Genomic DNA, 25801 nt, shown 5'->3' with positions numbered 1-25801 from the left:
GCCGGACATCGCGGCGCCGGCCCTCGCTTCCGAACCTCCGGAAGCGCCCACGACCACGAGGGGGACGGCATGACGAGGACGACGAGGACGAAGGCGACGACGAGCGCGGAGACAGCCGCAGGGGAGACGGCCGCGAGGAGCACGGCCGGGGCGCGGGCGGACACAGGGATACGGGCGGACACAGGGATACGGGCGGACACGGAGGTACGGTTCCCGCTCGCCCTGATCGGCGCCGGCGCCCTGGCGATGGCGGCGGTCGAACTGCTGAACCCCGGCTACGACCTGGTGAGCGAGGCCCTCAGCCGGTACGTGCACGGCACCGCCGGCGTGCTCCTCCCCGTGGCCCTCCTCGCCGTCGGCGCCGCCTCCGCCGTCCTCGCGGCCCGGCTCCGCGGTGGCGCCGGCCGGGTCGCCGTCGCCCTGTGGGCCGCGGGCATCATGATCGCGGGAGTCTTCCCCGCCGACCCGCCCGGCCACCACCACCGCCCCTCCACCTCCGAACTCGTCCACGGCTCCGCCGCGTTCCTCGCCTTCGCCGCCCTCCCTACGGCCGCGCTGCTGCTCCGCCGGACGCTCACGGCGGCCCGGCCCCGGCTGCGTACCGCCCTGAACGCACTCGCCCTCGCCTCCCTCCTCGGCACGGCGGCGCTCGCCGTCCTCCTCGCCGACGTCATGGACGGCGGCCCCTCCCTCGGCCTGGGGGGCGCCCCCACCCTCCTCGGCCTGGTCGAACGGCTCGTGCTCGCCGCCGACCTGGCCTGGGTCGCCGTCGCGCTCCACGCGACCCGCACCGGAGAGCGGGGCCGTCGTGCATGATCGGCGCATGGACCGCCCGCCCGCCCGCACCTTCTCCGCTCTGCGCGCGATACGCCCCGCCGACGGGCTCCTCGCGGCCGTCACCGCCGTCGCGGTCCTGGCAGGCACCGCCCGCTTCGGCGGGCGGCTGGACGCGGCCGGCGCCCTGCCGCTCGCCCTCTGGCTCGGCCTGCTCCTCCTCGCCCGGCGGCGGTGGCCGCTCGCCGTCCTGCTCCTCTCCGTGCAGGCCGTCATCGTCTTCCGCACCTCGGGCCTCACCGACATCGGCTGGGTCTGGCCGGTCTCCGTCGCGTACGCCGCGCTGGCCGCCGACGACCGCCCGGGCCGGCCCGGTCTGCCCTGGGCCGCGGGCGTCGGCCTGACCGAAGTCGCCTTCGCCGCGGCCTGGGAGGTGCCCACGGCCGGCACCGGCCCCCGGGAGGCCCTCGCCTCACTGGGCGCCGAGGCCCTGTGGCTGGCGCTGCTCCTCGCCGCCGCCACCGCCTACCGCAACCGCCTCCGCTGGCGCGCGGAACTCGACGCCCGGCTGCTCCGGGAGGCCCGCGAGCGCGACCTGGAAGCCGGCCGGCGGATCGCCGAGGCCCGCCTGGAGATCGCCCGAGAACTCCACGACGTCGTCGGCCACACCCTCACCGTCGTCGGCCTCCAGCTCCGCGTCGCCACCGAGTCCCTCGACGACTCCCCGGCCGAGGCACGGGCCGCCCTCGCCGCCGCCCAGGAGGTCCGCACCGTCGCCGTCCGCGACCTCCGCGCCCTCGTCCACGTCCTGCGCGCACCGGGGGAGTCCCCGGCCCCGGTGGAACCGGCCGCCGGGATCCCCGAACTCGCCGCCCTCGTCGACCGGATGCGCGCCCCCGGCCTCGCCATCGACCTGGAGACCACCGGCGACCCGGCCGCGCTCCCCGCCCCGGTCTCCCTCGCCGTCCACCGCGTCGTGCAGGAAGCCCTCACCAACACCGTCCGCCACTCCGGCGCCTCCCGCGCCGAAGTCGCCGTCCGCAGCGAGGGCGGCCGCGTGGAGGTGACCGTCACCGACGACGGCCGGGCCGCCCCCGCCCTCGCGGACACCCCGGGCCACGGCATCCGGGGCATGGCCGAACGCGTCCACGCTCTGGGCGGCGAACTCACCGCCGGGGCACGCGGCGACCATGGCGGATGGCTCGTCCGGGCCGTCCTCCCTGTGCCAGGCTTCCCCGCATGACGATCCGGGTTCTCCTCGCCGACGACCAGGCCCTGGTGCGGGCCGGCTTCCGCAGCCTCCTCGGCCGCGCCAAGGACATCGAGGTCGTCGGCGAGGCCGGCACCGGCGACGAGGCCGTCCGCACCGCCCGAGCCCTGCGCCCCGACGTCGTCCTCATGGACATCCGCATGCCCGGCACCGACGGCCTCACCGCCACCCGGACCCTCGTCGACGACCCCGGCCTGACGGAGTGCCGGGTCATCGTCCTCACCACCTTCGAGACCGACGAGTACGTCTTCGCCGCGCTCCGCGCCGGTGCCAGCGGCTTCCTCACCAAGGAGATCGAACCGGACGACCTGCGCCAGGCCGTCCGCGCGGTCGCCGCCGGAGACGCCCTGCTCTCACCGGGCGCGACCCGCCGGGTGATCGAGCAGTTCGCCCACCGCCCGGCCGCCCCCACCGAGACCCCCGAACGCCTCGACGTCCTCACCGCCCGCGAACGCGAGGTCACCCGCCTGATCGCCACCGGCCTCTCCAACGACCAGATCGCCGCCCGCCTCGTCATCAGCCCCCTCACCGCCAAGACCCACGTCACCCGAGCCCTCGCCAAACTGGGCGCCCGCGACCGAGCCCAACTGGTCATCCTGGCCTACGAGACGGGCCTGGTCCGCCCGGCCACCCACAGCGCCCAGGACCTTTCCTAGGGGTGTCGATCAGGTCAGGCCCGCGGCGTCATCGACGGGGCACCCCCTAGAGCCAGCCCTGCTGGCGGGCCGCCCGGGCCGCCTCCATCCGGTTCCGGGTGCCCGTCTTGCCGATCGCGGACGACAGGTAGTTCCGTACGGTCGACTCCGAGAGGTGGAGACGGCTCGCGATGTCCGCGATCGTCGCCCCGTCCACCGCCGCCGACAAGGCCTCCCGCTCACGGGCCGTCAGCGGGTTCGGCCCCGCGCCGAGGGCCGCCGCCGCGAGCGCCGGGTCGATCACCGTCTCGCCGCGCAGCACCGTCCGGACCGCCTCCGCCAGCTCCTCCACCGGCCCGTCCTTCACCAGGAACCCGGCCGCCCCCGCCTCCATCGCCCGCCGCAGATACCCCGGACGGCCGAAGGTGGTCAGGATCAGCACCCGACAGTCCGGCACCTCGTCCCTCAGGTCCGCCGCCGCGTCCAGCCCCGACCGGCCCGGCAGCTCGATATCGAGGAGCGCCACGTCGGGCCGGGCGAGCAGCGCCCGCTCCACGATCTCGTCGCCCCGCCCGACCTGGGCCACCACCTCGATGTCCGCCTCCATCCCGAGCAGCAGCGCGAGCGCCCCGCGCATCATCCCCTGGTCCTCGGCGAGCAGCACCCGGATGGACTTGACCGGCCGATGGTCCCGCGGCATCTCGTTCACAACCGGAAGCCTAGGCGGGACGGTTCCACCTCGCCGGACGGAACAGGCGGAACAGGCCGGTCGGACGGGGGCGGTGAGGTCGGTAGCTCCGCCGTCAGCAGGAATCCGCCGCTCGGGGCCGCCGCTGTGGCGAGGGTGCCGCCTGCCACCGCGAGCCGCTCGGCCAGGCCGCGCAGACCGCTTCCGGAGATCCCGGAGGAGGGGCCGCGGCCGTTGTCGGCGACGGTGAGGCGGGCCCGCTCCGGGCCGCTCGTCACCGCGATCTCGCACCAGGTCGCGCGCGCGTGCCGCACCACGTTCGTCGCCGCCTCCCGTACCACCCAGCCCAGGAGAGCCTCCGTCGCCGGCTCCAGCGGCGGGCCCGAACGCCGGACCACCGGCTCCACGTCCGCCGAGGCGAGCGCGTCCCGTGCCCGGTCCAGCTCGGTGCCGAGGCTGCCCTCGCGGTAGCCGGTGACCGCCTCCCGGATCTCGGTCAGCGCCTGCCTGCCCACCGTCTCGATGTCCGTGACCTGCCCGAGCGCCGCGTCCAGATCGCCCGGCGCGAGCCGCCGGGCCGCCTCCGCCTTCACCACGATCACCGAAAGGGTGTGACCCAGCAGATCGTGCAGATCGCGAGAGAACCGCAGCCGCTCCTTCTCCACAGCCGCCCGCGCCAGCTCCTCCCGGGTCCCCCGCAGCTCCCGCACCGTCTCGTTCAGCGCGAGGATCGCCGCCGTCACCATGATCGAGATGAAGGTCCCGTACACGACACCGATCGAGCCCACGCCCTCCCGCCAGAACGTGACCACCGCGACGGCCGCGACCAGCGGGAACGCCGTGATCCGCAGCATCCGCCCGCCCCGCACCACCGCACCCAGCGCCAGCCCGAGCAGCGGGAAGAGCAGCAGCCATTCCCGGCCGTAGCCGATCGCGAGGCAGAAGCTGACGGTGGTCGCCGTCCCCATCAGCGCCCAGGTCGTCCGGGAGTCCCGACGCCTGTGGTCGAAGGCGCGGAAGACGATCGCGATGTACAGCGTGTTGAAGACCACCAGGCCGAGCAGGCCGAGCCAGGGCCTGGCCGCTTCACCGCTGATCAGATGGGTGAGCGCCCCCAGCCCCAGCAGCAGCCACGGCAGCAGGCTCAGCCCGCTGGGCCCCCGCTGCTCCCGGCTCTCGCACCGATCCCGCCACCCCTGCCGCATCTCGCCCCCTCGTCAGACCGTCCGCGCGGAACGACGGTACGAGACCGCTGCGTACGTCCCGAAGACCGCCGTCCACGCGGCGAGCACCAGGAGTGCGGCCGCGGGCGGCGGGTGCCCCTCGGCGAGCGCCGTTCCCACCTCCGCGAAACGGTGGGTCGGGGTCCAGGAGGAGAGCGCCGCCAGCCAGCCCGGGAAGAGCGACACCGGGAACCAGAGGCCGCCGACGACCGCCAGGCCGAGGTTGCACGCCACGTTGACCGCGCCGGTCGACTGGGGGGTCAGCCGGTAGCCGTTGCCGAGGCCCAGCAGGGCGAAAGGCAGCGAACCCAGCCAGAGCGCGAGAGCCACCGCCGCCCACTGGAGCGGCTCCATGCGCACCCCGTTGACCAGCAGGCCGGCCGACAGAACCGCCGCGATCGCCGGCAGCACGACCACCGCGCCGGTCAGGGCTCGCCCGGCGACCACCCGACGCGGGCTCATGGGGGTGACCCGCAGCTGGCGCAGCCACCCGGTCGCCTTGTCCTCGGCGACCCCGCCGCCGAGCGAGAGGGCCGCGCCCAGCGCTCCGTAGGCGGCCATGCCCACCATGGCGGCGGTCCTGGAGGCGAGGCCGTCCTGCCCGCCGAGGTTGGTGAAGAGCAGGTACATCAGGACGGGGACGCCGAGGGTGGAGATGACGAATGCCTGGTCACGCACGGTGCGGCGGATCTCCAGCCGGGCGTACGCGGTCGTCGTGGACAGGACGGTGGTCATCGGGTCTGCTCCAGGTCGTGCGCGGGGTGTTTCCGGTGGGCGTCCTGGGCCCGGGTGAGGCCGAGGAAGACGTCGTCGAGGGAGAGTGGGGACACCTCCAGGCCGCGTATGGCATTCCGTACCGCCAGAGCCCGCACAGTAGAGTCCGGGTCGTCGGTGCGGAGCCGTGCGCGGTCGCCGCGGATCTCCACCTCCGTCACCCCGGGCAGTCCGGAGAGGGAGGCGCCCGGGGTGCCGGCCAGGTCCACCGCGACGAGCGCCCCGCCGGCCGCCCGCTTCAGCAGCTCGGGTGTGCCGTCGGCGACGATCCGGCCGCCGTCGAGGACGACGATCCGGTCGGCGAAGGCGTCGGCCTCCTCCAGATAGTGGGTGGAGAACAGGACCGTGTGGCCGCGCCTGGCGTAACCGCGCATCGCCGCCCAGAACTCGCCGCGCGCCTCGACGTCGAGGGCGGAGGTCGGCTCGTCCAGGACGATCAGGTCCGGGTCGCCCGCCAGTGCCACGGCGAACCGGACCCGCTGGGCCTGTCCGCCGGAGAGCCGATCCACCCGGCGGTCGGCCATGGCGGTGAGGCCGGCGAGGGCGAGCGTGTCGGCGACCGGTATCGGCTCTGGGTAGGTGCCGGCGACGAAGCCGAGGAGCTCGCTGACGGTGACGCGGGGGACCGGCCGGCCCTCTTGGAGCATCGCCCCGACCCGGCCCGCGGCGACGGCCCGGCCGGGGGCGCCGCCGAAGAGCGCGACCCGCCCGCTGTCGGGGGTGTCGAGGCCGAGGAGGAGGCCGAGCGCAGTGGACTTCCCGGCGCCGTTCCGCCCCAGCAGGGCCACCGTCTCGCCGCGCCGGACGGTGAGATCCAGGCCGTCCGCCGCGCGGACGGAGCCGTACGCCTTGGTGACCGCCTCGAAGACGGCCGCGGGTTCGTTCGTCATGCCCTCGAAGCTACGGAGCGGGAGGCGGGGCGCGGCAGACGGCCACGTACGGATTCGGCGGTGACAAATGTCCCGGGTCGACGCGGTCGCGCCTCCCGCCGGGTACCCCTCACAACCCCGTCTGACGTACCGTCAGAAGTGTCGTCTGCGAGGGTTCCCAACCCATCGGGGCTCCGCTATACATGGGGGACACCGAACTGGAACGCGTTCTAGCTGACGTGTTCCGAGCGGTTCCCGCACGGCCTCGGCGTGACCGACGGTGCGGACGGTCGCGCCGAGGTCTTCCACTCCAAGGACCTCCAAGGAGCAGCAAGTCGATGCCCATTGACCCCGCCAAGGCCCTCGCCGCCGAACCCCGCAGCGCCGAGATCGCCTGGGACCACAAGGACGTCCAGCTCTACCACCTCGGTCTCGGGGCCGGCTGCCCCGCCACCGACCCCGCCGAGCTGCGCTACACCCTCGAATCCCGGCTCCACGTGCTGCCCAGCTTCGCCACCGTCGCCGGGGCCGGCATGGGGGTCGTCGGCGGGCTCTCCGCCCCCGGCATCGACATCGACCTCGCCGCCGTCCTCCACGGCGGCCAGTCGATCACCCTCCACCGTCCGCTGCCCACCGGCGGCCGGGCCGTCTCCACCTCCCGCGTCGCCGCCGTGTACGACAAGGGCAAGGCCGCCATCCTCGTGCTGCGCTCGGAGGCCGCCGACTCCGACGGGCCGCTGTGGACCTCCGACGCCCAGATCTTCGTCCGGGGCGAGGGCGGCTGGGGCGGAGACCGCGGCCCCTCCGAGCGCCTCGACGTCCCCGACCGCGAGCCGGACAAGACCGTCGAGCGCCCGATCCGCGAGGAGCAGGCCCTCCTCTACCGGCTCTCCGGCGACTGGAACCCGCTCCACGCCGACCCCGACTTCGCCTCGCTTGCCGGCTTCGACCGGCCGATCCTGCACGGCCTCTGCTCGTACGGCATGACCCTCAAGGCCGTCGTGGACACCGTGCTCGGCGGCGACGTCACCCGCGTCCGCGCCTACCGCACCCGCTTCGCCGGGATCGTCTTCCCCGGCGAGACCCTGCGCATCCGGATGTGGGCCGGGGACGGCCGCGTCCAGGTGGCGGTGACGGCCGTGGAGCGCGACGACGCCCCCGTCCTCGCCGACACCCTCGTCGAACACTCGTAGAACCGCTTCCGGAGGGAGCCGCACCATGCGCGCAGCCGTACTGCACGAGATCGGCCAGGACAAACTGGAAGTCCTCGACGACGTCGAGGCGGTGGGCTTCGGCCCGGGCAGGGTGCGGATCCGGGTGCGGGCCACCGGCCTGTGCCACTCCGACGTCTCCGCCATGAGCGGCGTCCTGCCCCAGCCGGCGCCCTTCATCCCCGGCCACGAGGGCGCCGGCGAGATCCTCGACGTCGGCGACGGCGTCACCGGACTCACCCCCGGCCAGCGCGTCCTGCTCTGCTGGCTGCCCGCCTGCGGCAGCTGCGCCGCCTGCAAGCGCGGCCAGACCCAGCTCTGTCTCGCCGGCTTCATGAACGCCGGCACGCCCAACTTCAAGCGCCCCGGCGGAGACGTCTTCGGCTTCGCCGGCACCGGCACCTTCACCGAGGAGGTCGTCGTCGACGCCGGCTGCGCCGTCCCGATCCCCGACGACGTCCCCTTCGACATCGCCGCCCTCATCGGCTGCGGCGTGACCACAGGGCTCGGCGCGGCCATCAACACCGCCAAGGTGGAGGCCGGTTCGTCGGTCGCCGTGATCGGCTGCGGCGGCGTCGGCATCTCCGCCATCCAGGGCGCCCGGCTCCAGGGCGCCGCCCAGATCGTCGCGGTGGACCCCGTCGAGTCCCGCCGCGAGGCCGCGCTCCGCTTCGGCGCCACCGAGGCCGTCGCCCCCGACGCGCTCGGCGACGCCAAGCAGCGGATCACCGCGGGCGAGGGCTTCGACTACGTCTTCGAGGTCGTCGGCAAGTCCGCCACCGCGCGCACCGCCTACGAGACCACCCGGCGGGGCGGCACCCTCTGCGTGGTCGGCGCCGGCGCCATGGACGACAACCTCCAGCTCAACATGTTCGAGCTGTTCTTCGACGAGAAGCGGATCCTGCCCTCCATGTACGGAGGCGGCGACGTGCTCCGGTCGTACGAGCGGGCCATCGCGCTCTGGCGGGCCGGCCGCATCGACCTGGAGTCGCTGATCACCCACCGGGTCCCGCTCGCGAACATCAACGAAGCCCTGGAGCAGATGCGGACCGGCGCGTCCCTCCGTACCTGCATCGAGATCTGAGAGGACCAGCCATGTCACTGCCTCTTGAGGGGCTGAGCGCGATCGTCACCGGCGCCGGGCGCGGGCTCGGCCGCGCGGAGGCGCTCGAACTGGCCCGGCTGGGTGCCGCCGTCGTCGTCAACGACTACGGGCAGCCCGGCCGGGACGGCTCCGGGGAGGCGTCGGCCACCCCCGCCGAGGAGGTGGCCGCCGAGATCGCCGCGGCCGGCGGCCGGGCCGTCGCCCACCTCGGCGACGTCTCCGACTTCGAGACCGCGCGCGGTCTGGTGGACCTGGCCGTGGCCGAGTTCGGCAAGCTGGACGTCCTGGTCAACAACGCGGGCATCCTGCGCGACCGGATGGTCTTCTCGATGAGCGAGGACGAGTGGGACTCGGTCGTCCGCGTCCACCTCAAGGGCCACTTCAACACCACCCACTTCGCGGCCGTGCACTGGCGGGGACGGTCGAAGGCGGGGGAGGCCGGCGTCTACGGCCGGATCGTCAACACCTCCTCCGAGGCCTTCCTCGCCGGTTCGGCCGGACAGCCCAACTACGCGGCGGCCAAGGGCGGCATAGTCGGCCTCACCACCTCGACCGCGCTCGCCCTCGCCCGGTACGGGGTGACCGCCAACGCCATCTGCCCCCGCGCGCGCACGCGCATGACCGAGGACGTCTTCGCCGGCTTCGCCGAGCCGGCCGCCGAGGACGAGTTGGACCCGCTGTCGCCGGAGCACGTGGCACCGCTCGTCGGCTACCTCGCCTCCCCGGCCGCGGCCCGGGTCAACGGACAGCTGCTCGTCGTCCACGGCGGGATGGTCGCGGTCGTCGAACGGCCTCGGGTGGCGGCCAAGTTCGACACCGCCAAGGAAGCCTTCGGCTTCGAGGAGCTGGACGGACTGCTCACCCCGTACTTCGCCGAGCGCCCGCCCGGCGAGACCTTCGCGGCCTCCGAGGTCCTGGGGCTGAAGAAGGGCTGAGCGGGGCCGGGGCGGCCATCGGCGGCGGGGAGGCGCGGAGGCTACGGGCTGAAGCCTTCGCGGCGTGCCGGGCTGCGATGGACTGAAGCCTTCGCGGCGTGTGGGGGAGGCGCGAGGCCGAAGCGGCCCTCGCGGCGTGTGGGGGAGGCCAAGGGCTGAGGCGCCCCTCGCGGGTGCGGGGAGGCGAAGGGCCCCGGGGGAGCGGATCCCCCGGGGCCCTTCACCGCGTCACCACGCGCGCGCGTGCGCGTGGTGCTCTACCGCTCGTCCGCCTCGCGGCGGTGCCGGCCGTGCGGGGCGGAGGAGGACTCCTCCGCCGCTGCCGAGCCGCGGTGCCGGCCGGCGCTCGTGCCCTGCGACTCCTGCGTCGCCTCCGTGCTGTTCTCCGTCATGGACGTACTCACCCCGTTGAAACGTGCCTCTGCTGTGCTGTGGTGCGGCGGTGAGTCTAACCAGCGGGTTTACGGTCCGTCAGGGGCGCCTGCTGGAGCGGCACCGGCCGGCACGCGCGCGGGCGCGCGTCCTCCCCGCCGTCCCCCGCTTCGGGCCCCGGACAGGGCGCGGCCCCCGGCTCCGGCTCCGACGCCGGCTCGGGTTCCTCCGGCACCGACAGGCCCGCCAGCGCGCACGGCAGTTCCCGCGTCGAGCACGGCAGCCGCAGTATGCCCTCCGGCGACCACGCCCCGGCCCCGGCCACCCACCCGGGCGGCGCCGCCACCTGGTGCATCCGCCGCCCGGACGGCCGCCACAGGCCGACCCAGCTGCCGGCCGCCGAGTCGATCCGCAGCGCCACCCCGCAGCTCTCCGGCATCAGCACCTGGCCCGGCTGGATCGCGAAGGGCGTCACCGCCGCGTCGTCCAGCCGCAGGCACTCGGGGAACCGCACCGGCAGCAGGCTCCCCAGGACCCCCCAGCCCAGCCGCTCGTGCCCCGGGGAGGGTGCGTCCGAACGGATCAGGAGCAGTCCGCTGTCCGGGTCCGCGAGCAGCAGCCGGTCGTTGCTGGCCTCGGTGATCTGGAGCAGCGGGGACACCTCGCCGCCCCGCTCCAGGTCCACGGCCACCGCCTTCACCGGCCCGTCGCCGAGCCGCCGGTCCAGGGCGAGTATCCGCCCCGCCCGGTCCAGCCAGACCCCGCCCGAGCAGCGGCCCGGGATCTCCGCGACCCGCTCCGGGCCGAAGGCCCCGCCCGCCACCAGCCAGAGCGTGGTGGAGTCCGGCCCGGCCTGCATCGCGTACGCGCAGATGCCGTCCGGCGACGGCGGCAGCAACTCCACGCGCTCCGGGCCGGGGGCCTCCACCGAGCCGAGCCGCAGCTCCCCGGTGCCGGGACCGGTCGGGTAGAGCAGGGAGAAGGTGTGGCGCCGTCCGTCCACCCGGCGGCACACCAGGACCCGGCCGTCGGCCAGCGGCAGCAGCCGGGTGTCCGGCTCCTCGGGCTGGTCCGTCGGGAGCGGGACGGCGTACGGCTCCGGGCCGTCGAGCGTCCACCGTTCCGCGTACAGGGCGTCCCCGGAACCGGCGAGCCTGGCACCGTACGCGCCGTTCGCCGTGATCGCGAACCCCGCCGAGGGGTGGACGGCCGTCCCGTCGCGGTCGCCGTCCTCGGCCGTGGTCTCGATGGCACACGCTGTCATCGACTCGTCACCTCCGGCCATGAAGCTAGTTTTCGCACTTCCAGCCGAACAACACGAGCCCCCGCACTTCACACATAAGGGTGGCGGTCCACCCGTTCCGTTGAGGGGAGGGGGCCGACTGTGCTGGCGGGGCCGGGCCGCCCCGGGTACGGAGCCGTGCGCAGACCTGGTCGGGAAGTCGGACGGAGTGTCCCGGCGGAGAGGTCCGACGGGGTGTTCCGGTGGGGCGGCCCGGTGAGGGAGAGAGCGTCGGACGCCCGGTTATCCACAGGCCAGGACGGTGCGGCACGCGGGACAGGTAGCCTTTCCCCCGTGCCCCGTCTGTCTGAAGTCATCGCCGAGCTCGACGCCCTCTGGCCGCCCCAGCGGGCCGAGCAGTGGGACGCCGTCGGCACCGTCTGCGGCGATCCCGACGCCGAGGTCACCCGTGTCCTCTTCGCCGTCGACCCCGTCCAGGAGATCGCCGCCGAGGCCGTCGCCCTCGGCGCGGACCTGATCGTCACCCACCACCCGCTCTACCTGCGCGGGACGACGACGGTCGCGGCCGGCCACTTCAAGGGCCGCGGCGTCCACACCCTGATCAAGAACGACATCGCCCTGCACGTCGCGCACACCAACGCCGACACCGCCGACCCGGGCGTCTCCGATGCCCTCGCGGGCGCCCTCGACCTGCGCGTCACCGGCCCGCTCGTCCCCGAGAGCAACCTCGGCCGGATCTGCGAGCTCGACCAGCCGGAAACCCTCGCGCAGTTCGCCGCGCGCGCCGCCGAGCGGCTGCCCGCGACCGCGCAGGGCATCCGGGTCGCCGGCGACCCGGACATGCCGGTCCGCCGTGTCGCCGTCAGCGGCGGCTCCGGCGACAGCCTCTTCGACGCCGTGCGAGCCGCCGGGGTGGACGCCTTCCTCACCGCGGACCTGCGCCACCACCCCGTCTCCGAGGCCACCCAGCACTCTCCGCTGGGCCTCGTCGACGCCGCCCACTGGGCCACCGAATGGCCCTGGTGCGAGCTGGCCGCCGCCCAGCTCGACGAGATCTCCGACCGCCACGGCTGGGACCTCCGCGTCCACGTCTCGAAGACGGTCACCGACCCCTGGTCCTCCCACCACACCTCTCCTGGAGCCCCCAACTGAACGCCGCGCCCGCCGACCAGATCCGCCTCCTCGACGTCCAGGCCCTGGACGTCCGCCTCCAGCAGCTCGCCCACAAGCGCAAGGCGCTGCCCGAGCACGCGGAGATCGAGGCGCTGACCAAGGACCTCACCCAGCTGCGCGACCTGCTCGTCGCCGCGCAGACCGAGGACAGCGACTGCGCCCGCGAGCAGACCAAGGCCGAGCAGGACGTCGACCAGGTCCGTCAGCGCGCCGCCCGCGACCAGCAGCGGCTCGACTCCGGCGCCGTCTCCTCCCCGAAGGACCTGGAGAGCCTCCAGCGCGAGATCACCTCGCTCGCCAAGCGCCAGGGCGACCTGGAGGAGATCGTCCTGGAGGTGATGGAGCGCCGCGAGTCCGCCCAGGAGCGCGTCACCGAGCTCACCGACCGCGTCGCCGCCGTCCAGGCCAAGGTGGACGACGCCACCGGCCGCCGGGACGTCGCCCAGGCCGGTCTGGACGAGGAGGCCGCCACCGTCGCCAAGGAGCGCGAGGTCGTGGCCGGCTCCGTCCCCGCCGACCTGATCAAGCTGTACGAGAAGCTGCGCGAGCAGCAGGGCGGCGTCGGCGCGGCCCGCCTCTACCAGCGCAAGTGCGAGGGCTGCCACATCGAGCTCAACATCACCGAGCTGAACGAGGTGCGCAGCGCTGCCAAGGACGCGGTCGTCCGGTGCGAGAACTGCCGCCGGATCCTCGTCCGCACGGCGGAGTCCGGCCTGTAATGCGCGAGCTCGTGGTCGAGGCGGACGGCGGCTCCCGGGGCAACCCGGGGCCCGCCGGCTACGGCGCCGTCGTCCTCGACCCGGCCACGGGCGAGACGCTCGCGGAGGCCGCCGAGTACATCGGCGTCGCCACCAACAACGTCGCCGAGTACAAGGGCCTCATCGCGGGCCTCCGCGCCGCCCTGGACCTGGCGCCGGACGCCACGCTGCGGGTCAGGATGGACTCCAAGCTCGTCGTCGAGCAGATGTCGGGCCGCTGGAAGATCAAGCACCCCGACATGAAGCCCCTCGCGGCGGAGGCGGCCCGCGCCTTCCCGTCCGACCGGGTCCGCTACGAGTGGATCCCCCGCGAGCGCAACAAGCACGCCGACCGCCTGGCCAACGAGGCGATGGACGCGGGCAAGCGCGGCGAGCAGTGGACCCCGCGCGACACGGCCGCCGCGCGGAACGCGGCGACCCCGTCCCCGTCGGGCCCGCCCGGCGACGCGAGGGCGGGCGCCGCCCGCGCCCGCGAGGCCCTGGCCGCCGCGACCCCCGCGGCCGCCGCACCGGCGCCCGCGCCCGTGGCGCCCACGAACCGCACGCCGGTAGCCCCCACCGCACCCGCACACAGCGACCGCACGCCGGCCGCCCCCACCGCGGCCGCACCCGCACACAGCGAGCGCACGCCGGGCGCGGCAGCCGCCCCCGCCGCCGCGCCGCCCCCCGACCTCTCCGCCCCCGCCACCTTCGTCCTCCTCCGGCACGGCGAGACGGCGCTCACGCCCGAGAAGCGGTTCTCGGGGAGCGGGGGCTCGGACCCCGAGCTGTCCGAGGCGGGACGCCGCCAGGCCGCCGCCGTCGCCGACGCGCTCGCCGCGCGCGGCACGATCCAGCACATCGTCAGCTCCCCGCTCGTCCGCTGCCGCCAGACCGCCGAGGCCGTCGCGGCCCGCCTCGGCCTCGACGTCGTCCTCGAACCCGGCCTGCGCGAGACCGACTTCGGCGCCTGGGAGGGCCTCACCTTCGCGGAGGTCCGCGAGCGGTACCCGGAGGACATGGACGCCTGGCTCGCCTCCCCGAAGGCGGCGCCCACCGGCGGCGGCGAGAGCTTCACCACGGTCGCCCGCCGGGTCGCCGCCACCCGCGACCGCCTCGCCGAAGCCCACGCCGGCCGCACGGTCCTCCTCGTCAGCCACGTCACGCCCATCAAGACCCTGGTCAGACTGGCGCTCGGCGCCCCGCCCGAGTCCCTGTTCAAGATGGAGCTGTCCGCCGCCTCGCTCTCCGCCGTCGCCTACTACGCCGACGGCAACGCGTCCGTACGCCTCCTCAACGACACCTCGCACCTCAGACGCTGAAGGCCGCGCAAACCGGTGGCGCCGGGGCGGGGTCCCGTACCACCATCCCCGTATGACCTGGCACTTCACCACCGACCCGGAGACCTTCCGCACCGCCGCCCGCGGACTCCTCGCCGCCGAACCGGCCCGCAACACCGCCGTGCTGACCATGGTGGACGGGGCCGAACTCCTCGGCTGGTGGACCGGTGCGGACGGGACCGTGACCGGCGTCCTCGCCGCGTCCCCGCCGCCCGTCGTCACCTTCGGCGCGATGCCCGTGGAGGCCGCGGAGGCGCTGGTCCTGCCGGACGGCACCGAGCCCGCCACCCTGCGGGGGGAGACCGCGGCGGTGGAGGCGTACGCAGGGGCCACCGGCCTCGACTGGGAGCCCGTGATGGGCATCCGGCTCTTCCGCCTCGACGCGCTCACCCCGCGGGACCCGGCACCGGCCGGGCGGGTCAGGAGCGCGACCACCGCCGACCTCCCGCTGCTCGGCGAGTGGGCCGCCGACTTCGCCGCCGTGCACCGCTACGAGCCGCGGGACGACTACACGGACTTCCTCACCGAGCGCATCACCGAGGGCCGCCTCCACGTCTGGGAGGCCCCCGACGGGCGGCCGGTGGCGATGGCCGCCGTCTCCCGCGTCATCGAGGGTCAGGCCCGCGTCCACCTCGTGTACACCGCGCCCGCCGAGCGCGGCCGGGGCTACGCCGCCGGCGTCACGACCGCCGTCACCCGCGCCGCCCTCGGTGCCGGCGCCGCACAGGTGCTGCTCTTCACCGACCTCGCCAACCCCACCAGCAACGCCCTCTACCCGCGCCTCGGTTACCGCCCGATGGGCGACCACCTCGGCGTGCGCTTCACGCCCCGGCCATAGTGCCGGTCCGGCGGATCCGGGGTGGGTCCGGGGCGGGTCCGGCGGATCACGGCAGCTTCCGCCCCGGATCCGCCGGGCGGCCCCCAGTCGTCCGCAGCCCCGCCGCCTCCCGCGCCAGCGCCTCCACCCGGCCCCAGTCGCGGGCCGCGAGCGCGTCCGGCGGCAGCATCCAGGTGCCGCCGACGCAGGCGACGTTCGGCAGGGCCAGGTATCCGGGGGCCGAGGCGGCCGAGACGCCGCCGGTAGGGCAGAAGCGGGCCTGCGGCAGGGGACCCGCCAGGGACTTCAGATACGGGACCCCGCCCGCCGCCTCCGCCGGGAAGAACTTCAGCTCCGTGACGCCCTCCTCCACCAGCGCCAGCACCTCGGACGCGGTCGACACGCCCGGCAGGAACGGCACGCCCGACTCCCGCAGCGCCCCGAGCAGCCGCCCCGAGCACCCCGGGCTCACCAGGAACCGCGCCCCGGCCCGTACCGCGTCGGCAGCGCCCGCCGCCGAGACCACCGTCCCCGCGCCGACCACCGCCTCCGGCACCTCCGCCGCGACCGCCCGCACCGCGTCGAGCGCGGCCGGGGTACGCAGCGTGATCTCGATCAGCGGCAGCCCGCCGGCCACCAGGGCGCGGGCCAGCGGCACGGCGTCGGCGGCGTCCTCGACCACCACGACGGGGACGACGGGGGCGTGCGGGGCGAGCGCGAAGAGACCCGGGGTGCTGAGCATGTCCTCATCCTGACCGGCGCCACCATTCCACGCAACGCCCGTTGCAAGCTGTGCAACGGGCTGGATCGCGTCAGTGGATCTCGTCCACCAGTACGTCGAGCGCCCCCGCCTTCGCACCCGTCTCCACCACGTACCCGAGGTCCCCCAGCGCCTCCACCAGCTCCGCCGGAGTCCCCGGAACCGCGCCCGCCTCCAGCAGGCTCCGCACGATCCGGCCCTTCGTGGCCTTGTTGAAGTGGCTGACCACCTTCCGGGTCGGCGCGTGCAGCACCCGGACCGTCGCGGTCCGCGCCGCCACCTCGCCCTTCGGCTTCCACGCCGACGCGTACGCCGACGAGCGCAGGTCGAGCACGAGCCCGTCCCCGGCCGCCTCCGGCAGCACCGAGGCCATCGCCCCGCGCCAGTGCGCGCCCAGCGCGCCGAGCCCCGGCAGCTTCACGCCCATCGAGCAGCGGTACGACGGGATCCGGTCGGTCACCCGCACCGCGCCCCACAGCCCGGAGAAGACGAGCAGCGAGGCCCCGGCCCGCTTCCGGGCGGCCGCGTCCAGCGTGGAAAGGCCCAGCGCGTCGTACAGGACGCCGGTGTAGACCTCCCCGGCCGGCCGGGCACCCGCCGTGCGCAGCCCGACGTTCTTCGCGACCTCGCCGCGCAGTCCCTCGCTCAGGCCCAGCACCTCGCGCGCCTTCTCCTCGTCGGCGGCGCACAGCTCGACCAGCTCGTCCAGGACCGCGGCCCGCGCCTCCGCGAGCCCCGGCAGCGACAGCGACTCCGGCTTGAGCGGCGCCCCGCGCCCGGAGGGCGCCTTGCCTTCGGAGGGCGGCAACAGCACGAGCACGGTGGTTCTCCTTCAGTACGGACGGGGAAGAGGGGTGCGGCCCCGAATGCCAGCGTACGAGGTGCCGAGCACCGCCCTCGCCACCCCGCACCCGCCCCCGGCCCTCCGCGCCGCCTCCGCACCTGCCCCACGCCCACTCCACGCCAAGCGGCCCCCCCCCGGCTCCCGGCGCCCAGGCTCCCGCCATCACCCCCACCACCCCTCACGCGGCCACTCCCTCCCGCCCCACCCACGACACGCCGCCCCCGCCGCCCGCCCCACCCACGACATGCCGCCCCCCGCCTCCCGCCCTACGCTCGGTTCCATGCCCCGCCGCCACATCCACGTGACCGGCGCAGCCGAGGCTCCGCTGCGGGCCGCCCTGCGCGCACTCCGTACCGAGCTCGCGGTCCCCGAGGGTTTCCCGCCCGTGGTCCTCGCGGAGGCCGAGGCCGCCGCGCGGAACCCGCGCCTTCCCGCGTACGACGCCACCGACCTGCCCTTCCTCACCATCGACCCGCCCACCTCGACCGACCTCGACCAGGCCATGCACCTGGCCCGGCGGGCGGACGGCGGCTACCGCGTCCACTACGCCATCGCCGACGTCGCCGCCTTCGTCACGCCGGGAGGGGCGATCGACGCAGAGGCCCACCGGCGGGTCCTCACCCTGTACTTCCCCGACGGCAAGGCCCCCCTCCACCCGCCGGTGCTCTCGGAGGGCGCCGCCAGCCTGCTTCCCGGCGAGACCAGGCCCGCCCTCCTCTGGCGGATCGACCTCGACGCCGAGGGCCGCCGCGTCGCCACCGACGTGCGCCGCGCCCTCGTCCGCAGCCGCGCCAAGCTCGACTACGAGGGCGTCCAGCGGCTCATCGACTCCGGGACCGCCGAGGAACCCCTCGCCCTCCTCCGCGACATCGGCCGGCTCCGCGAGGAGCGCGAGATCGAACGCGGCGGCATCTCCCTCGACGTGCCCGAGCAGGAGATCGTCGAGGTCCCCGGCGACCACACCTACACGCTCGCCTACCGGGCTCCGGTCCCCGCCGAGAGCTGGAACGCGCAGATCTCCCTCCTCACCGGCATGGCCGCCGCCGACCTGATGACCGCCGCCGGCACCGGCATCCTGCGCACCCTGCCGGTCGCCCCCGACGGAGCCGTCGCCCGGCTGCGCCGCTCCGCGCAGGCGCTCGGCGTCGCCTGGCCGCACCACGTGCCGTACGCGGAGGTCGTCCGCGACGCCGACCCCACCGACCCGCGCCAGGCCGCCTTCCTCCAGGAGTGCACCACCCTGCTGCGCGGCGCCGGCTACACCGTCTTCACCGACGGGAAGCTCCCCGACCCGGCCGTGCACGCGGCCGTCGCCGACGAGTACACCCACTGCACCGCCCCGCTGCGCCGGCTCGTCGACCGGTACGCCTCCGAGCTGTGTGTGGCGGCGGTCGACGGGAACGAGCCGCCCGAGTGGGTGCGGGCCGCGCTGCCCGGCCTGCCCGACACCATGGCGGCCGGGTCGCGGCGGGCCAACACGGTGGAGCGGGAGAGCGTCGACGTCGTCGAGGCGGCGCTGCTCAGCGGCCGGGTCGGGGAGCTCTTCGACGCGTACGTGATCGACGTGAAGGAGAAGGAGCCGTCCGTCGGCACCGTCCACCTCGACGACCCGGCGGTCGTCGCCCGGGTCGAGGGCGGCACCGCCCCGCTGCCGCTGGGGGAGTGGCTGCGGGTCAGGCTGTCGGAAGCGGATCCTGGCCGGGCGAAGGTGCTGTTCGCGCCCGCGTGACGGCGACCGCGTCACGGACCGCCTCGTACAGCGCCTTGGGGTCGTCGGCGTGCAGGCGGACGGTCGTGACCGGCCGGACCCCGCCGAGCAGTCCGACGACGTCGACCGGCTCGTCCAGCTCCAGGGTGACGGAGGTCTGCGAGCCGACGGCGAGGTTCAGCTCGCCGTCCCGCTTCTCATGGGTGAAACGGTTCTCCCTGCGGACGGCCGCGATCCGCTCCAGCGGGACGGACACGTCCACGTGGGCGCCCTGCCGGGCCCGGAGCAGCCCGTCGCCGAGCACGTGCGGCCGGGTGACCGAGGCCGCGTGCAGCCCGAGGACGAAGAGGACCGTGTAGACGTCCAGGACGAGGACGATCGCGTGCGCGACGGGCATGTCGGCCAGGAGCCACGACATGCCGGCCGTCTCGACCAGGCAGACGAAGGCGAAGCCGTACATGAGGGTGGCCTGGTCCCGCGCGTGCGGGAAGACGCCCTCGGCCCCTGCCGTCCCGTGCGGCCGGCGCGCGGCCCACCGCCACAGGCTCGCCAGCAGCGTCAGCTCGTGGGTGATCAGCCGCAGCACCCGCTCCGGTACGAGCTCCGCCAGCGCCTCCCGCCGCGAGAGCCCCCGCCGCCGCAGCCGCGTCCACACCACCGCCTCCGCGGTGAGCAGCACGGCCATCAGCAGCTCCGTGCCGAGCAGCACCGCCTCGGGCATCCGCACCCCGCCGAGGAGCAGCACCAGCACCACCAGCTCCGCCGGGAGCGCCACGTACGCCACCCCGCGCAGCGCCCGCGGCACGGGCCCCCGCTCACGCCCCGCCATCCGTCTCCCCTCCCTGTTCCTGTCGCTCCCGGACGAGTCCGAGCGCCCGGCGGACGACGGCCGCCTGGGCCGGCGCCAGATCGGCGAAGAACACGTCGGCGAGCCCGCCGGCCCCCTCCGGGGGCAGTTCGAAGCCGCCGATCCCGTCCGGCAGCGCCGCGGCGAGCGCCCGCGCGGCCTCCTCGACCCGGGGGTCGTCCGCCGGGGCGTCGACGAGCGCGTCGAGGAGCCCGTACACGTGCCCGGCGCTCCCGGAGACCTCGTGCATCAGCTCCATCAACCGGGCCCGCTCCGCCTGGGGAACGACCGTGTCCAGCAGGGCGAGGATCTCCCGGTCCTTCACCGCCATCGGCGAGTCCGGCAGTTCGCCGACCCCGGCGAGCAGCGCGGCCAGCTCCGGCGAGACCGGGCCCTCGGCGGTGAGCCGCCCGGCCCTGGCCGCGTCGAGCAGCCCGGCGAGCCGCGCCCGCCGCTCGTGGATCACCGCCTCCTGGCGCGCGAGGTCCGCGTCCAGCTCCTCCAGCACGTCCACCAGCTCCCGCCCCTCGTCGTCCGCGAGCACGTCGCGCACCTCGTCGAGCCCGAGCCCCAGCTCGGTCAGCCGCCGTACCCGCGCGAGCAGCACCGCGTCCCGGATGCCGTACGCGCGGTAGCCGTTGGGCAGCCGCTCGGGCTCGGGCAGCAGCCCCAGGTGGTGGTAGTGCCGCACCGCGCGGGGGGGTGACCCCGACGAGCGCGGCGATCTCGCCGATACGCATGCCCTCAGTAGAAACCCTGACGCCGCGACAAGGTCAAGGCCCGTCGCTCCCGGCAGGTAGCATGGTCGGCACGGCAGACGAGCCGGGCGGGCGGCCGCGTGGAGATCCCCGGATCTCCCCGAGGAACGTCCGGGCTCCACAGAGCAGGGTGGTGGCTAACGGCCACCCGGGGTGACCCGCGGGACAGTGCCACAGAGAACAGACCGCCGGGGGCCTCGGCCCACGGTAAGGGTGAAACGGTGGTGTAAGAGACCACCAGCGCCTGAGGTGACTCAGGCGGCTAGGTAAACCCCACCCGGAGCAAGGTCAAGAGGGGACACCCCGGTGTCCCTGCGCGAATGATCGAGGGCTGCTCGCCCGAGTTCGCGGGTAGACCGCACGAGGCCGGCGGCGACGCCGGCCCTAGATGGATGGCCGTCACCCCGACGACCGCGAGGTCCCGGGGTACAGAACCCGGCGTACAGCCCGACTCGTCTGCCCCTCAGGGCCTCTGACCAGCGAAACCGCAGGTCAGGGGCTCTTTTTCGTGGAAGGTTGGCTCTGGCCACACCCCGGTCCGTACCGGTTCAAACTGGACCTCGCCGCTACGAAAGTAGCCATGAAAGTAGCCATGAACGTAGCCATCGCGAGGCCGACTGCGGCGCCTGCCCTGATCAGCGCGGTGCGGTGCTTGACCGTCCAATACAGGTCGACTCGCCCGAACGCAACACACCCCCGATCGACGACGGTCGGATCGGGGGTGCCTGCTTGAGGAGATAGCGGCGGTCGTGGCCTCACGCGACTGCGAGGACGCTGGGTGTCTTGGGCCGGGCCGTCAGGCCGGCGGCCAGTGCCCCGTGGGTCTCGCCGTGGTCCTTCAGGAGATGGCTGTACGTGCGCCGGATCTCCTCGACGGTGTCGCCCACCCACGCGGCGACGGTGTGCTCGGGAATTCCGTTCTGGAGGCACGTGGAGATGAAGGTGTGCCGGAGGTCGTGGAAGGTGGGAAGGTTCCCGTCCTTGTCCTTGATCCCCAGCTTGAGCAACGTCGGCTTCCACAGGTCGTCGTTGAAGTAGTTGCGGGACATCAGGTTGTTGCGCGGCGTCCAGAAGTAGGCGCGGGCCGAGCCGCGCTCGCAGTCGGCGATCTGCTTCCTGTGCTCCCAGAGAACGGTCTCCGCAGTGCGCGGCGGGTGGCGCGTCGAGTGCTCCGCCAGGGCCTCCAGGAGGTACGACGGCGCCGGTACGACCTTCGAGTTGAGGCGAGGGCTCGTCTTCAGCCGTTCGACGAGGAGGCGCTTGTACCGCGTCTCCTTCGTCGTCAGCACCTGGCGACGCACGGTCAACAGCTGCCGGTCCCAGTCGACGACGTCCTCGCAGACAGCGAACGCCTCCGCCTGACGGGTGCCGCAGGCGAAACCGATCATGGGGATGACGCGGTACCGCTCGGGGAACTCGTCGTAGATCGCCCAGCACTCCTCCGGGGTGAAGACGTACGAGGTCGACTGCCCCACGTAGGGCCCATCGACTCCGTACGTCGGGTTCGTGGTGATCTTCCCGTTCTGGAGAGCGTCCTTCATGATCATCTGGAAGACCTTCCAGTGACCGTCCCCCGTGGACCCCGCGATCTCGTCGTTCGCCTCGATCTCCTTCACCCAGGCTTCGACGTGGCGCTTCTCGATGGCGTTCAACCGCTCCCTGCCCCACCTGGGGTTCAGGTGCACGCGGATGGCGATCTCGTACTTCTCGACGCTGGTCTCCTTCGCGCGCCGCCTGCTGAACCAGTCGGCTGCCCACGTCTCGAAGGTGACCCTCGCCTCTGTGACCCGTGGCGCTACGCCGGCGTCTATGTCCTCCAGGATCGACTGCGCCTGGGCTTCGCTAAGGCCGACGGAATTAGGGACGGAGCCCCGGGTGCGGTTGCCCTTGCTGTTCGTGTAGTTGTAGCTCCAGGAGTGCTTGCAGCCGCCCTTTTTTGGCCTCTTCTGGTCAGGGCATTCGCACCGCTTGTAGACAGTGGTCTGCTTTGCCACGGGGCGCCTCTCGTTATCGCGTTGGTCTGCATGTGCTGCCCTGGCCAGGGGACTTGGACTGTACGTAGGCGTGGGCGCAGCAGGTCAAGTCGTCGATGGGAGGGGGGCAAGTCATGGGCGAGCCGCCCCGTTTACCAGGGGCGGTAAATTCCGGGGGGAATGCGAGGCTATTCCGTGCGGGCGTCGATCCATGCTTCGAAGTCGCGCTCTCGGACTCGGAGGATTCGGCCGCTGACGCGAACGACGGGGATATTCCAGCTCTTGTAGTTGTCGAGCACCGTCCGCTTTGGAACTTCCATTCGGTCGGCGATCGTGTCGAAACTCAGCAACGCGTTGGAGCCGCCGCGAGCCATGTGTGTCCCTCTTCTTCCGTGCGATTCCCCCGGTGGACTGGTCCGGCCGGGTGGGGCCTGTTTCGGCCCGGCACAGACACGTACGTGGATGGGCGAAATCCGTTACACCTGGCGTGAGGGAAGCGCGCGGAGTCGGACCTGCTACCTGACGGCTCGGCGGCGGGGCCCGGTGTGGATTCGCCTGACCTGCTGGGTGGCGCCCTTCCCGCGGGTGCGGAGGATGCCGCGTCGGCGGCCGGCTCGCACGATGCGAGTGACGGCACTCTGGTCGAGCCCGGCGGCCTCGGCCGCTGCGTGGACCGAGATCCACTCCTCGAAGGGGAGCAGCATCAGGGTGCGGTCGGTGGTGGTCGCGGGCATGCCGGATCGGCCTTTCGCTTCGGGTCGGTGCCGCCGGGTTGCTCTCCTGGCGTCGGTAGGACCGTATATCACGTCGGGTCCGTGGCTGGTGCAGGCATCTCGTACGAAGCGGGTCGTATGCGTCCGGTTATGCTTCCCCGGCGCCGTACCGGAATGACCGCCTCCAGATGTAAGTGGAGGCCGGACGGCGGCTGTGCTGCTGTTGCTCATGGGGGGAATGCCACGCCGTGGAGACCTTGGAAGACCTGGTCACGCGTGCCGCAGAAGGCGGCGAAGACGCCGTTGACGCGTTCGCTGCGCTGCACGACGAACTCCAGGAGACCGTGTATCGCTGGGTGCTGCGCCTCGTCTGGGACGGGCATGTTGCAGAAGACCTGAGCCAGGAAGTCTGGCTGAAGGTCGCCCAGAACATTCGCAAGTACCGGGCTGGCTCGAACTTCATGGGCTGGCTGAAGACGATCACGAGGAACACGGCCCTCGACCACCTCCGGGCCATCCAGCGGCGCCCTCCCGAGTCCCTGTGCGCCAATCACCTGGAGCTGGACCGGCCGCGAGCCGGGCAGACCACCGAGGAACTGGCGGAGAATCGAGAACTGGCCCGCGCGGTTGAGGCACAGCTGCACAAGCTGCGGCCCGACCAGCGGCAGGTGCTCATCCTGCGGTTCTTCGACGGCGAGAGCCCGGGGCGCACCGCAGAGATCATGGGGAAGACGGATGGTGCAGTCCGTACCCTGACTCTGAGGGCGCTACGCAAACTCGCCGAGGTGATGCCGCCGAGCGAGTCCTCGGCGGAGTTGATTGAAGAGCTGCTGACGGCGGCCGTGGGCAAGGACAGGGTCATCGAGACCCGCGTGGAACGAGAGGCGAGGTCGCATGTTGCGACGCGGTGACCAGAGCGAGCGCCTGGAGCGGGCCCTGGAAGGCGGTCCCGTTCCTCACGACGAGGAGACCCGCCGTCTGCTCGCCACCGCAGGTGCGCTGCGACCCGGCTACCGTCGGGACCCCGCTCGCGGGCGGGCCACGAGGGAAGCGGCGCTGCGCGAGTTCCAGCGGGCGCTGAATCCCCAGGCGACGCGAGAGGACGCCGGCACAAGCGACGGCCTCGACGAGCCGGAGATTCACCAGCAGGAGGTCGAGCTGTCCGATGGTGGGCGGCTCCTCCTCAGCGATATCGAGCCGATCACGCCCGAGCGCGCCGAGAAGAGCAAGGCCGTGATCGAGCGGATACTCAACAGCGAGCGAGACCGGCAGCAGCGGTGACTTCGGACTACCCGATCAAGATCCACATCGTCGACCCGGACGACCCCGACCCTGACGCGGTGGCCCTCACCGATGTGGGCGTGGTCACCGTGGACGGGGAGCGCCACCTCTTCCTGAAGCCCCAGAGCTTCACCTCGGCCGTCCGTCAGATTCGCAGCGCCATGCCAGACCTGCCCGTTGAACAGGTCGAGCGCCTGGTACGTGAGCACGTGAGCTTCAGGGACTTCGACGAGCTGTTGACCCCGGCGGTCGAACCTGCCGTGCCGCCGGTCGACCTGCCCCCGCTGCCGCCTGAGCCCCCGGCCCCGGTTGTGCCTGCCCCACGTAGGCGGGCTCGGAGCTGGGTGATAGCGGCTGCCCTGGTTCCGGCCTTCGCCGGGACATGGGCTCTCGGGCACGCGACCGCGCCGAACGGGTCGCAGAGCGCTGCCAGCGCCGAGGACAAGACGCCGGCAACGACGGCGGACGACCCGCAGTACAAGGCGCCGGAGCCCTTCGAAGCCGGGGACTTCCTGGACTTCTCGAAGGCGGGCAAGATCGCATGCCACACGATCGACAGCCTCGAAGCGGAGTGCACTGACTCTGACGGCATGGTCATGGCCACCACTGCCGCTACCGGCCCCGATTCCGTCATCTTCACCTTCAGCTACGGGTCTGAGCGCCTTGGGTTGAGGATCTTCGAGGACATCGACTACGCCGCGACGTGGGTTCAGCAGGACGGCTCCCAGGCGATGTACCCGAACATGGAGCGCTGGGGCCGCTACGTCCTGTGGGGGACGGACGAAGAACGTCTCACCGAGTACATGAGTGAACTGCGTTCGGCGCCGCAGCAACGTCCTGCCGCGTTCAGCGCGATGGGTGTGCATGGGCGACCGCTGCCACCGCGTCTCGCCGCGCTCACTCTCGGCACCTTGGGGATCACCTCGGAAGACCTGGACGAGATCGTGTTCAGGCCCGAGCAGTCCGGGGTGACGATGCCGACGCTGCTTGCTGCACGTGCGGTGCTCGGTTTGGACGACGACCGTGTGCACTCTCCTGAACCGTCAGGGATCGACGACATTGTGGCCCTCGCCGCAGGGCTGGAGCCGTCGCCTATCGACGAGACCGAGACCAACGGGGCTAGGGTGCCTGTCGTCGAGCCGGAGCCGACTGTGGCTCCTACGCCGGACCCGGACCCGGTCCCGGATCCGACTCCGACCCCGGTCCCGGACCCGACCCCGGTCCCGGACCCGACCCCGGTCCCGGACCCGACCCCGGTCCCGGACCCGACCCCGACGCCGGACCCGACTCCGACTCCGGACCCGACTCCGACCCCGGACCCGACTCCGGACCCGACTCCGACTCCGGACCCGACCCCGGACCCGACTCCGGACCCGACTCCGACTCCGGACCCGACTCCGACCCCGGACCCGACTCCGGACCCGACTCCGACCCCGGACCCGACTCCGGACCCGGTGCCGGATCCGACTCCGGACCCGACCCCGACTCCGGATCCGACCTCAGAGCTGGACTTGACGCCAGTCTCGGTCCCGGAAGTGCACCCCACGTTGGACCTGAAGTCGAACGACGGCAGCGGAGACGAGCAGTCGGGGCGCGCTGAGGCCGAGTTGTTCGACCACGACGAGGACGAAGGGCTACTCGGGCTCCCTCGTGCCTGGGTCGCGCAAGCCGCATAGGAACGGGCGGGCCCCGCAGACGACGTCCTGCGGGGCCCGATCGCGCTGGGTCAGAACGGAGGCGCGCCAGCCCAC

General features: G+C 73.5%; 26 protein-coding genes, 1 other RNA gene and 1 pseudogene. 15 read left to right on the top strand and 13 right to left on the bottom strand.

Translation table 11 applies throughout. The features are described from left to right. The first annotated feature begins 69 nt into the window (after positions 1-69). From ACFYT9_RS12190 to ACFYT9_RS12180, 3 genes are read left to right on the top strand one after another with little or no spacing between them, the layout of a single operon-like run. Positions 70-816: a DUF998 domain-containing protein gene (locus ACFYT9_RS12190; RefSeq protein WP_389162688.1), complete on the top strand. Its 747-nt coding sequence runs from the start codon at positions 70-72 to the stop codon at positions 814-816. 7 nt (positions 817-823) lie between these two features. Then, positions 824-2017, top strand: coding sequence for a sensor histidine kinase (locus ACFYT9_RS12185; RefSeq protein ID WP_389162685.1), 1194 nt, complete (start codon positions 824-826; stop codon positions 2015-2017). After that, complete coding sequence (locus ACFYT9_RS12180; RefSeq protein WP_389162683.1) at positions 2014-2700, top strand: response regulator; 687 nt, start codon at positions 2014-2016, stop codon at positions 2698-2700. Before ACFYT9_RS12185 ends, ACFYT9_RS12180 begins: the two co-directional genes overlap by 4 nt. A gap of 46 nt (positions 2701-2746) precedes the next feature. Here ACFYT9_RS12180 and ACFYT9_RS12175 read toward each other — a convergent pair whose 3' ends face one another. Genes ACFYT9_RS12175 through ACFYT9_RS12160 form a run of 4 tightly spaced genes read right to left on the bottom strand, consistent with a single transcriptional unit; the run spans position 2747 to position 6254 of the window. Then, positions 2747-3379, bottom strand: a complete 633-nt coding sequence (locus tag ACFYT9_RS12175; RefSeq protein ID WP_389162724.1) for a response regulator — start codon at positions 3377-3379, stop codon at positions 2747-2749. A gap of 5 nt (positions 3380-3384) precedes the next feature. Then, positions 3385-4572, bottom strand: coding sequence for a histidine kinase (locus tag ACFYT9_RS12170; protein WP_389162680.1), 1188 nt, complete (start codon positions 4570-4572; stop codon positions 3385-3387). 12 nt (positions 4573-4584) lie between these two features. After that, positions 4585-5325 (bottom strand): ABC transporter permease, encoded by a 741-nt coding sequence (locus ACFYT9_RS12165; RefSeq protein WP_389162677.1) that lies wholly within the window; start codon positions 5323-5325, stop codon positions 4585-4587. Further along, the gene (locus ACFYT9_RS12160; RefSeq protein ID WP_389162673.1) at positions 5322-6254 is read right to left on the bottom strand and encodes an ATP-binding cassette domain-containing protein; all 933 of its coding nucleotides are present in this window, start codon (positions 6252-6254) and stop codon (positions 5322-5324) included. Before ACFYT9_RS12160 ends, ACFYT9_RS12165 begins: the two co-directional genes overlap by 4 nt. A gap of 317 nt (positions 6255-6571) precedes the next feature. Between ACFYT9_RS12160 and ACFYT9_RS12155 the strand changes: the two genes are divergently transcribed. From ACFYT9_RS12155 to ACFYT9_RS12145, 3 genes are read left to right on the top strand one after another with little or no spacing between them, the layout of a single operon-like run. Next, positions 6572-7426 (top strand): MaoC/PaaZ C-terminal domain-containing protein, encoded by an 855-nt coding sequence (locus tag ACFYT9_RS12155; RefSeq protein ID WP_389162670.1) that lies wholly within the window; start codon positions 6572-6574, stop codon positions 7424-7426. 25 nt (positions 7427-7451) lie between these two features. Continuing rightward, the gene (locus tag ACFYT9_RS12150; RefSeq protein ID WP_387275370.1) at positions 7452-8528 is read left to right on the top strand and encodes a Zn-dependent alcohol dehydrogenase; all 1077 of its coding nucleotides are present in this window, start codon (positions 7452-7454) and stop codon (positions 8526-8528) included. Positions 8529-8539: 11 nt separating this feature from the next. Then, complete coding sequence (locus ACFYT9_RS12145; protein WP_376602680.1) at positions 8540-9484, top strand: 3-oxoacyl-ACP reductase; 945 nt, start codon at positions 8540-8542, stop codon at positions 9482-9484. A gap of 257 nt (positions 9485-9741) precedes the next feature. On the opposite strand, the gene ACFYT9_RS12140 is transcribed toward ACFYT9_RS12145, so the two are convergent. Both ACFYT9_RS12140 and ACFYT9_RS12135 read right to left on the bottom strand, forming a co-directional pair. Beyond that, a complete protein-coding gene (locus ACFYT9_RS12140) occupies positions 9742-9876 on the bottom strand; it encodes a hypothetical protein (RefSeq protein ID WP_376605134.1) in 135 nt (44 codons plus the stop codon). A 56-nt stretch (positions 9877-9932) separates the two neighbouring features. Next, positions 9933-11120: a hypothetical protein gene (locus ACFYT9_RS12135; protein WP_389162666.1), complete on the bottom strand. Its 1188-nt coding sequence runs from the start codon at positions 11118-11120 to the stop codon at positions 9933-9935. Between the two features lie 312 nt (positions 11121-11432). On the opposite strand from ACFYT9_RS12135, the gene ACFYT9_RS12130 reads away from it, so the two are divergent. Genes ACFYT9_RS12130 through ACFYT9_RS12115 form a run of 4 tightly spaced genes read left to right on the top strand, consistent with a single transcriptional unit; the run spans position 11433 to position 15187 of the window. Continuing rightward, the gene (locus ACFYT9_RS12130) at positions 11433-12251 is read left to right on the top strand and encodes a Nif3-like dinuclear metal center hexameric protein (protein WP_389162664.1); all 819 of its coding nucleotides are present in this window, start codon (positions 11433-11435) and stop codon (positions 12249-12251) included. Then, positions 12248-12991, top strand: a complete 744-nt coding sequence (locus ACFYT9_RS12125; RefSeq protein ID WP_376605142.1) for a zinc ribbon domain-containing protein — start codon at positions 12248-12250, stop codon at positions 12989-12991. The genes ACFYT9_RS12130 and ACFYT9_RS12125 overlap by 4 nt, the downstream gene beginning before the upstream one ends. Next, the gene (locus ACFYT9_RS12120; protein WP_389162661.1) at positions 12991-14331 is read left to right on the top strand and encodes a bifunctional RNase H/acid phosphatase; all 1341 of its coding nucleotides are present in this window, start codon (positions 12991-12993) and stop codon (positions 14329-14331) included. The genes ACFYT9_RS12125 and ACFYT9_RS12120 overlap by 1 nt, the downstream gene beginning before the upstream one ends. 52 nt (positions 14332-14383) lie before the next feature. Next, on the top strand, positions 14384-15187 hold the full coding sequence (locus ACFYT9_RS12115; RefSeq protein ID WP_389162659.1) for a GNAT family N-acetyltransferase: 804 nt from the start codon (positions 14384-14386) through the stop codon (positions 15185-15187). 46 nt (positions 15188-15233) lie between these two features. On the opposite strand, the gene eda is transcribed toward ACFYT9_RS12115, so the two are convergent. Together eda and yaaA are read right to left on the bottom strand one after the other, a co-directional pair. Further along, positions 15234-15908 (bottom strand): bifunctional 4-hydroxy-2-oxoglutarate aldolase/2-dehydro-3-deoxy-phosphogluconate aldolase, encoded by a 675-nt coding sequence (eda, locus tag ACFYT9_RS12110; protein WP_389162656.1) that lies wholly within the window; start codon positions 15906-15908, stop codon positions 15234-15236. Positions 15909-15978: 70 nt separating this feature from the next. Further along, positions 15979-16746 carry a peroxide stress protein YaaA gene (gene yaaA, locus ACFYT9_RS12105; RefSeq protein ID WP_389162654.1) on the bottom strand — a complete coding sequence of 256 codons (768 nt, stop codon included), beginning with the start codon at positions 16744-16746 and terminating at the stop codon, positions 15979-15981. Positions 16747-17050: 304 nt separating this feature from the next. Between yaaA and ACFYT9_RS12100 the strand changes: the two genes are divergently transcribed. Then, a complete protein-coding gene (locus ACFYT9_RS12100; protein ID WP_389162653.1) occupies positions 17051-18499 on the top strand; it encodes an RNB domain-containing ribonuclease in 1449 nt (482 codons plus the stop codon). Here ACFYT9_RS12100 and ACFYT9_RS12095 read toward each other — a convergent pair. Both ACFYT9_RS12095 and ACFYT9_RS12090 read right to left on the bottom strand, forming a co-directional pair. Then, on the bottom strand, positions 18444-19307 hold the full coding sequence (locus tag ACFYT9_RS12095) for a hypothetical protein (protein ID WP_389162650.1): 864 nt from the start codon (positions 19305-19307) through the stop codon (positions 18444-18446). The genes ACFYT9_RS12100 and ACFYT9_RS12095 overlap by 56 nt on opposite strands. After that, positions 19294-20065, bottom strand: a pseudogene (locus ACFYT9_RS12090) (MerR family transcriptional regulator). The gene ACFYT9_RS12095 and the pseudogene ACFYT9_RS12090 overlap by 14 nt, the downstream one beginning before the upstream one ends. A 78-nt stretch (positions 20066-20143) precedes the next feature. Between ACFYT9_RS12090 and rnpB the strand changes: the two are divergent. Then, positions 20144-20542: RNase P RNA component class A (rnpB, locus tag ACFYT9_RS12085), an RNA gene on the top strand. Between the two features lie 296 nt (positions 20543-20838). Here the strand turns inward: rnpB and ACFYT9_RS12080 are convergent. The 3 genes from ACFYT9_RS12080 to ACFYT9_RS12070 all read right to left on the bottom strand — a co-directional run bounded on the left by ACFYT9_RS12080 (position 20839) and on the right by ACFYT9_RS12070 (position 22790). Beyond that, positions 20839-22077, bottom strand: a complete 1239-nt coding sequence (locus ACFYT9_RS12080; protein WP_389162645.1) for a tyrosine-type recombinase/integrase — start codon at positions 22075-22077, stop codon at positions 20839-20841. A gap of 167 nt (positions 22078-22244) precedes the next feature. After that, positions 22245-22430, bottom strand: coding sequence for a DNA-binding protein (locus tag ACFYT9_RS12075; protein ID WP_389162642.1), 186 nt, complete (start codon positions 22428-22430; stop codon positions 22245-22247). A gap of 141 nt (positions 22431-22571) precedes the next feature. After that, a complete protein-coding gene (locus ACFYT9_RS12070) occupies positions 22572-22790 on the bottom strand; it encodes a hypothetical protein (RefSeq protein ID WP_389162639.1) in 219 nt (72 codons plus the stop codon). Between the two features lie 227 nt (positions 22791-23017). Between ACFYT9_RS12070 and ACFYT9_RS12065 the strand changes: the two genes are divergently transcribed. From ACFYT9_RS12065 to ACFYT9_RS12055, 3 genes are read left to right on the top strand one after another with little or no spacing between them, the layout of a single operon-like run. Next, entirely contained in the window at positions 23018-23680 is a 663-nt protein-coding gene (locus tag ACFYT9_RS12065; protein WP_389162637.1) for an RNA polymerase sigma factor, read from the top strand. Beyond that, positions 23664-24050, top strand: coding sequence for a hypothetical protein (locus ACFYT9_RS12060; protein WP_389162634.1), 387 nt, complete (start codon positions 23664-23666; stop codon positions 24048-24050). The genes ACFYT9_RS12065 and ACFYT9_RS12060 overlap by 17 nt, the downstream gene beginning before the upstream one ends. After that, on the top strand, positions 24047-25726 hold the full coding sequence (locus tag ACFYT9_RS12055) for a hypothetical protein (protein ID WP_389162631.1): 1680 nt from the start codon (positions 24047-24049) through the stop codon (positions 25724-25726). The genes ACFYT9_RS12060 and ACFYT9_RS12055 overlap by 4 nt, the downstream gene beginning before the upstream one ends. Positions 25727-25801 lie beyond the last annotated feature (75 nt).

This window comes from Streptomyces sp. NPDC004435 (genome assembly GCF_042873895.1).
Taxonomy (GTDB): Bacteria; Actinomycetota; Actinomycetes; order Streptomycetales; family Streptomycetaceae; genus Streptomyces.
This window is presented reverse-complemented; position numbering and strand designations above follow the sequence as displayed.

Excerpts from the sequence above, each read along its gene's own strand:
- ACFYT9_RS12190 (WP_389162688.1), top strand. The coding sequence starts at position 70 with ATGACGAGGACGACGAGGACGAAGGCGACGACGAGCGCGGAGACAGCC.
- ACFYT9_RS12185 (WP_389162685.1), top strand. The coding sequence starts at position 824 with ATGGACCGCCCGCCCGCCCGCACCTTCTCCGCTCTGCGCGCGATACGC.
- ACFYT9_RS12180 (WP_389162683.1), top strand. The coding sequence starts at position 2,014 with ATGACGATCCGGGTTCTCCTCGCCGACGACCAGGCCCTGGTGCGGGCC.
- ACFYT9_RS12175 (WP_389162724.1), bottom strand. The coding sequence starts at position 3,379 with ATGCCGCGGGACCATCGGCCGGTCAAGTCCATCCGGGTGCTGCTCGCC.
- ACFYT9_RS12170 (WP_389162680.1), bottom strand. The coding sequence starts at position 4,572 with ATGCGGCAGGGGTGGCGGGATCGGTGCGAGAGCCGGGAGCAGCGGGGG.
- ACFYT9_RS12165 (WP_389162677.1), bottom strand. The coding sequence starts at position 5,325 with ATGACCACCGTCCTGTCCACGACGACCGCGTACGCCCGGCTGGAGATC.
- ACFYT9_RS12160 (WP_389162673.1), bottom strand. The coding sequence starts at position 6,254 with ATGACGAACGAACCCGCGGCCGTCTTCGAGGCGGTCACCAAGGCGTAC.
- ACFYT9_RS12155 (WP_389162670.1), top strand. The coding sequence starts at position 6,572 with ATGCCCATTGACCCCGCCAAGGCCCTCGCCGCCGAACCCCGCAGCGCC.
- ACFYT9_RS12150 (WP_387275370.1), top strand. The coding sequence starts at position 7,452 with ATGCGCGCAGCCGTACTGCACGAGATCGGCCAGGACAAACTGGAAGTC.
- ACFYT9_RS12145 (WP_376602680.1), top strand. The coding sequence starts at position 8,540 with ATGTCACTGCCTCTTGAGGGGCTGAGCGCGATCGTCACCGGCGCCGGG.
- ACFYT9_RS12140 (WP_376605134.1), bottom strand. The coding sequence starts at position 9,876 with ATGACGGAGAACAGCACGGAGGCGACGCAGGAGTCGCAGGGCACGAGC.
- ACFYT9_RS12135 (WP_389162666.1), bottom strand. The coding sequence starts at position 11,120 with ATGACAGCGTGTGCCATCGAGACCACGGCCGAGGACGGCGACCGCGAC.
- ACFYT9_RS12120 (WP_389162661.1), top strand. The coding sequence starts at position 12,991 with ATGCGCGAGCTCGTGGTCGAGGCGGACGGCGGCTCCCGGGGCAACCCG.
- ACFYT9_RS12115 (WP_389162659.1), top strand. The coding sequence starts at position 14,384 with ATGACCTGGCACTTCACCACCGACCCGGAGACCTTCCGCACCGCCGCC.
- eda (WP_389162656.1), bottom strand. The coding sequence starts at position 15,908 with ATGCTCAGCACCCCGGGTCTCTTCGCGCTCGCCCCGCACGCCCCCGTC.
- ACFYT9_RS12100 (WP_389162653.1), top strand. The coding sequence starts at position 17,051 with ATGCCCCGCCGCCACATCCACGTGACCGGCGCAGCCGAGGCTCCGCTG.
- ACFYT9_RS12095 (WP_389162650.1), bottom strand. The coding sequence starts at position 19,307 with ATGGCGGGGCGTGAGCGGGGGCCCGTGCCGCGGGCGCTGCGCGGGGTG.
- ACFYT9_RS12075 (WP_389162642.1), bottom strand. The coding sequence starts at position 22,430 with ATGGCTCGCGGCGGCTCCAACGCGTTGCTGAGTTTCGACACGATCGCC.
- ACFYT9_RS12070 (WP_389162639.1), bottom strand. The coding sequence starts at position 22,790 with ATGCCCGCGACCACCACCGACCGCACCCTGATGCTGCTCCCCTTCGAG.
- ACFYT9_RS12060 (WP_389162634.1), top strand. The coding sequence starts at position 23,664 with ATGTTGCGACGCGGTGACCAGAGCGAGCGCCTGGAGCGGGCCCTGGAA.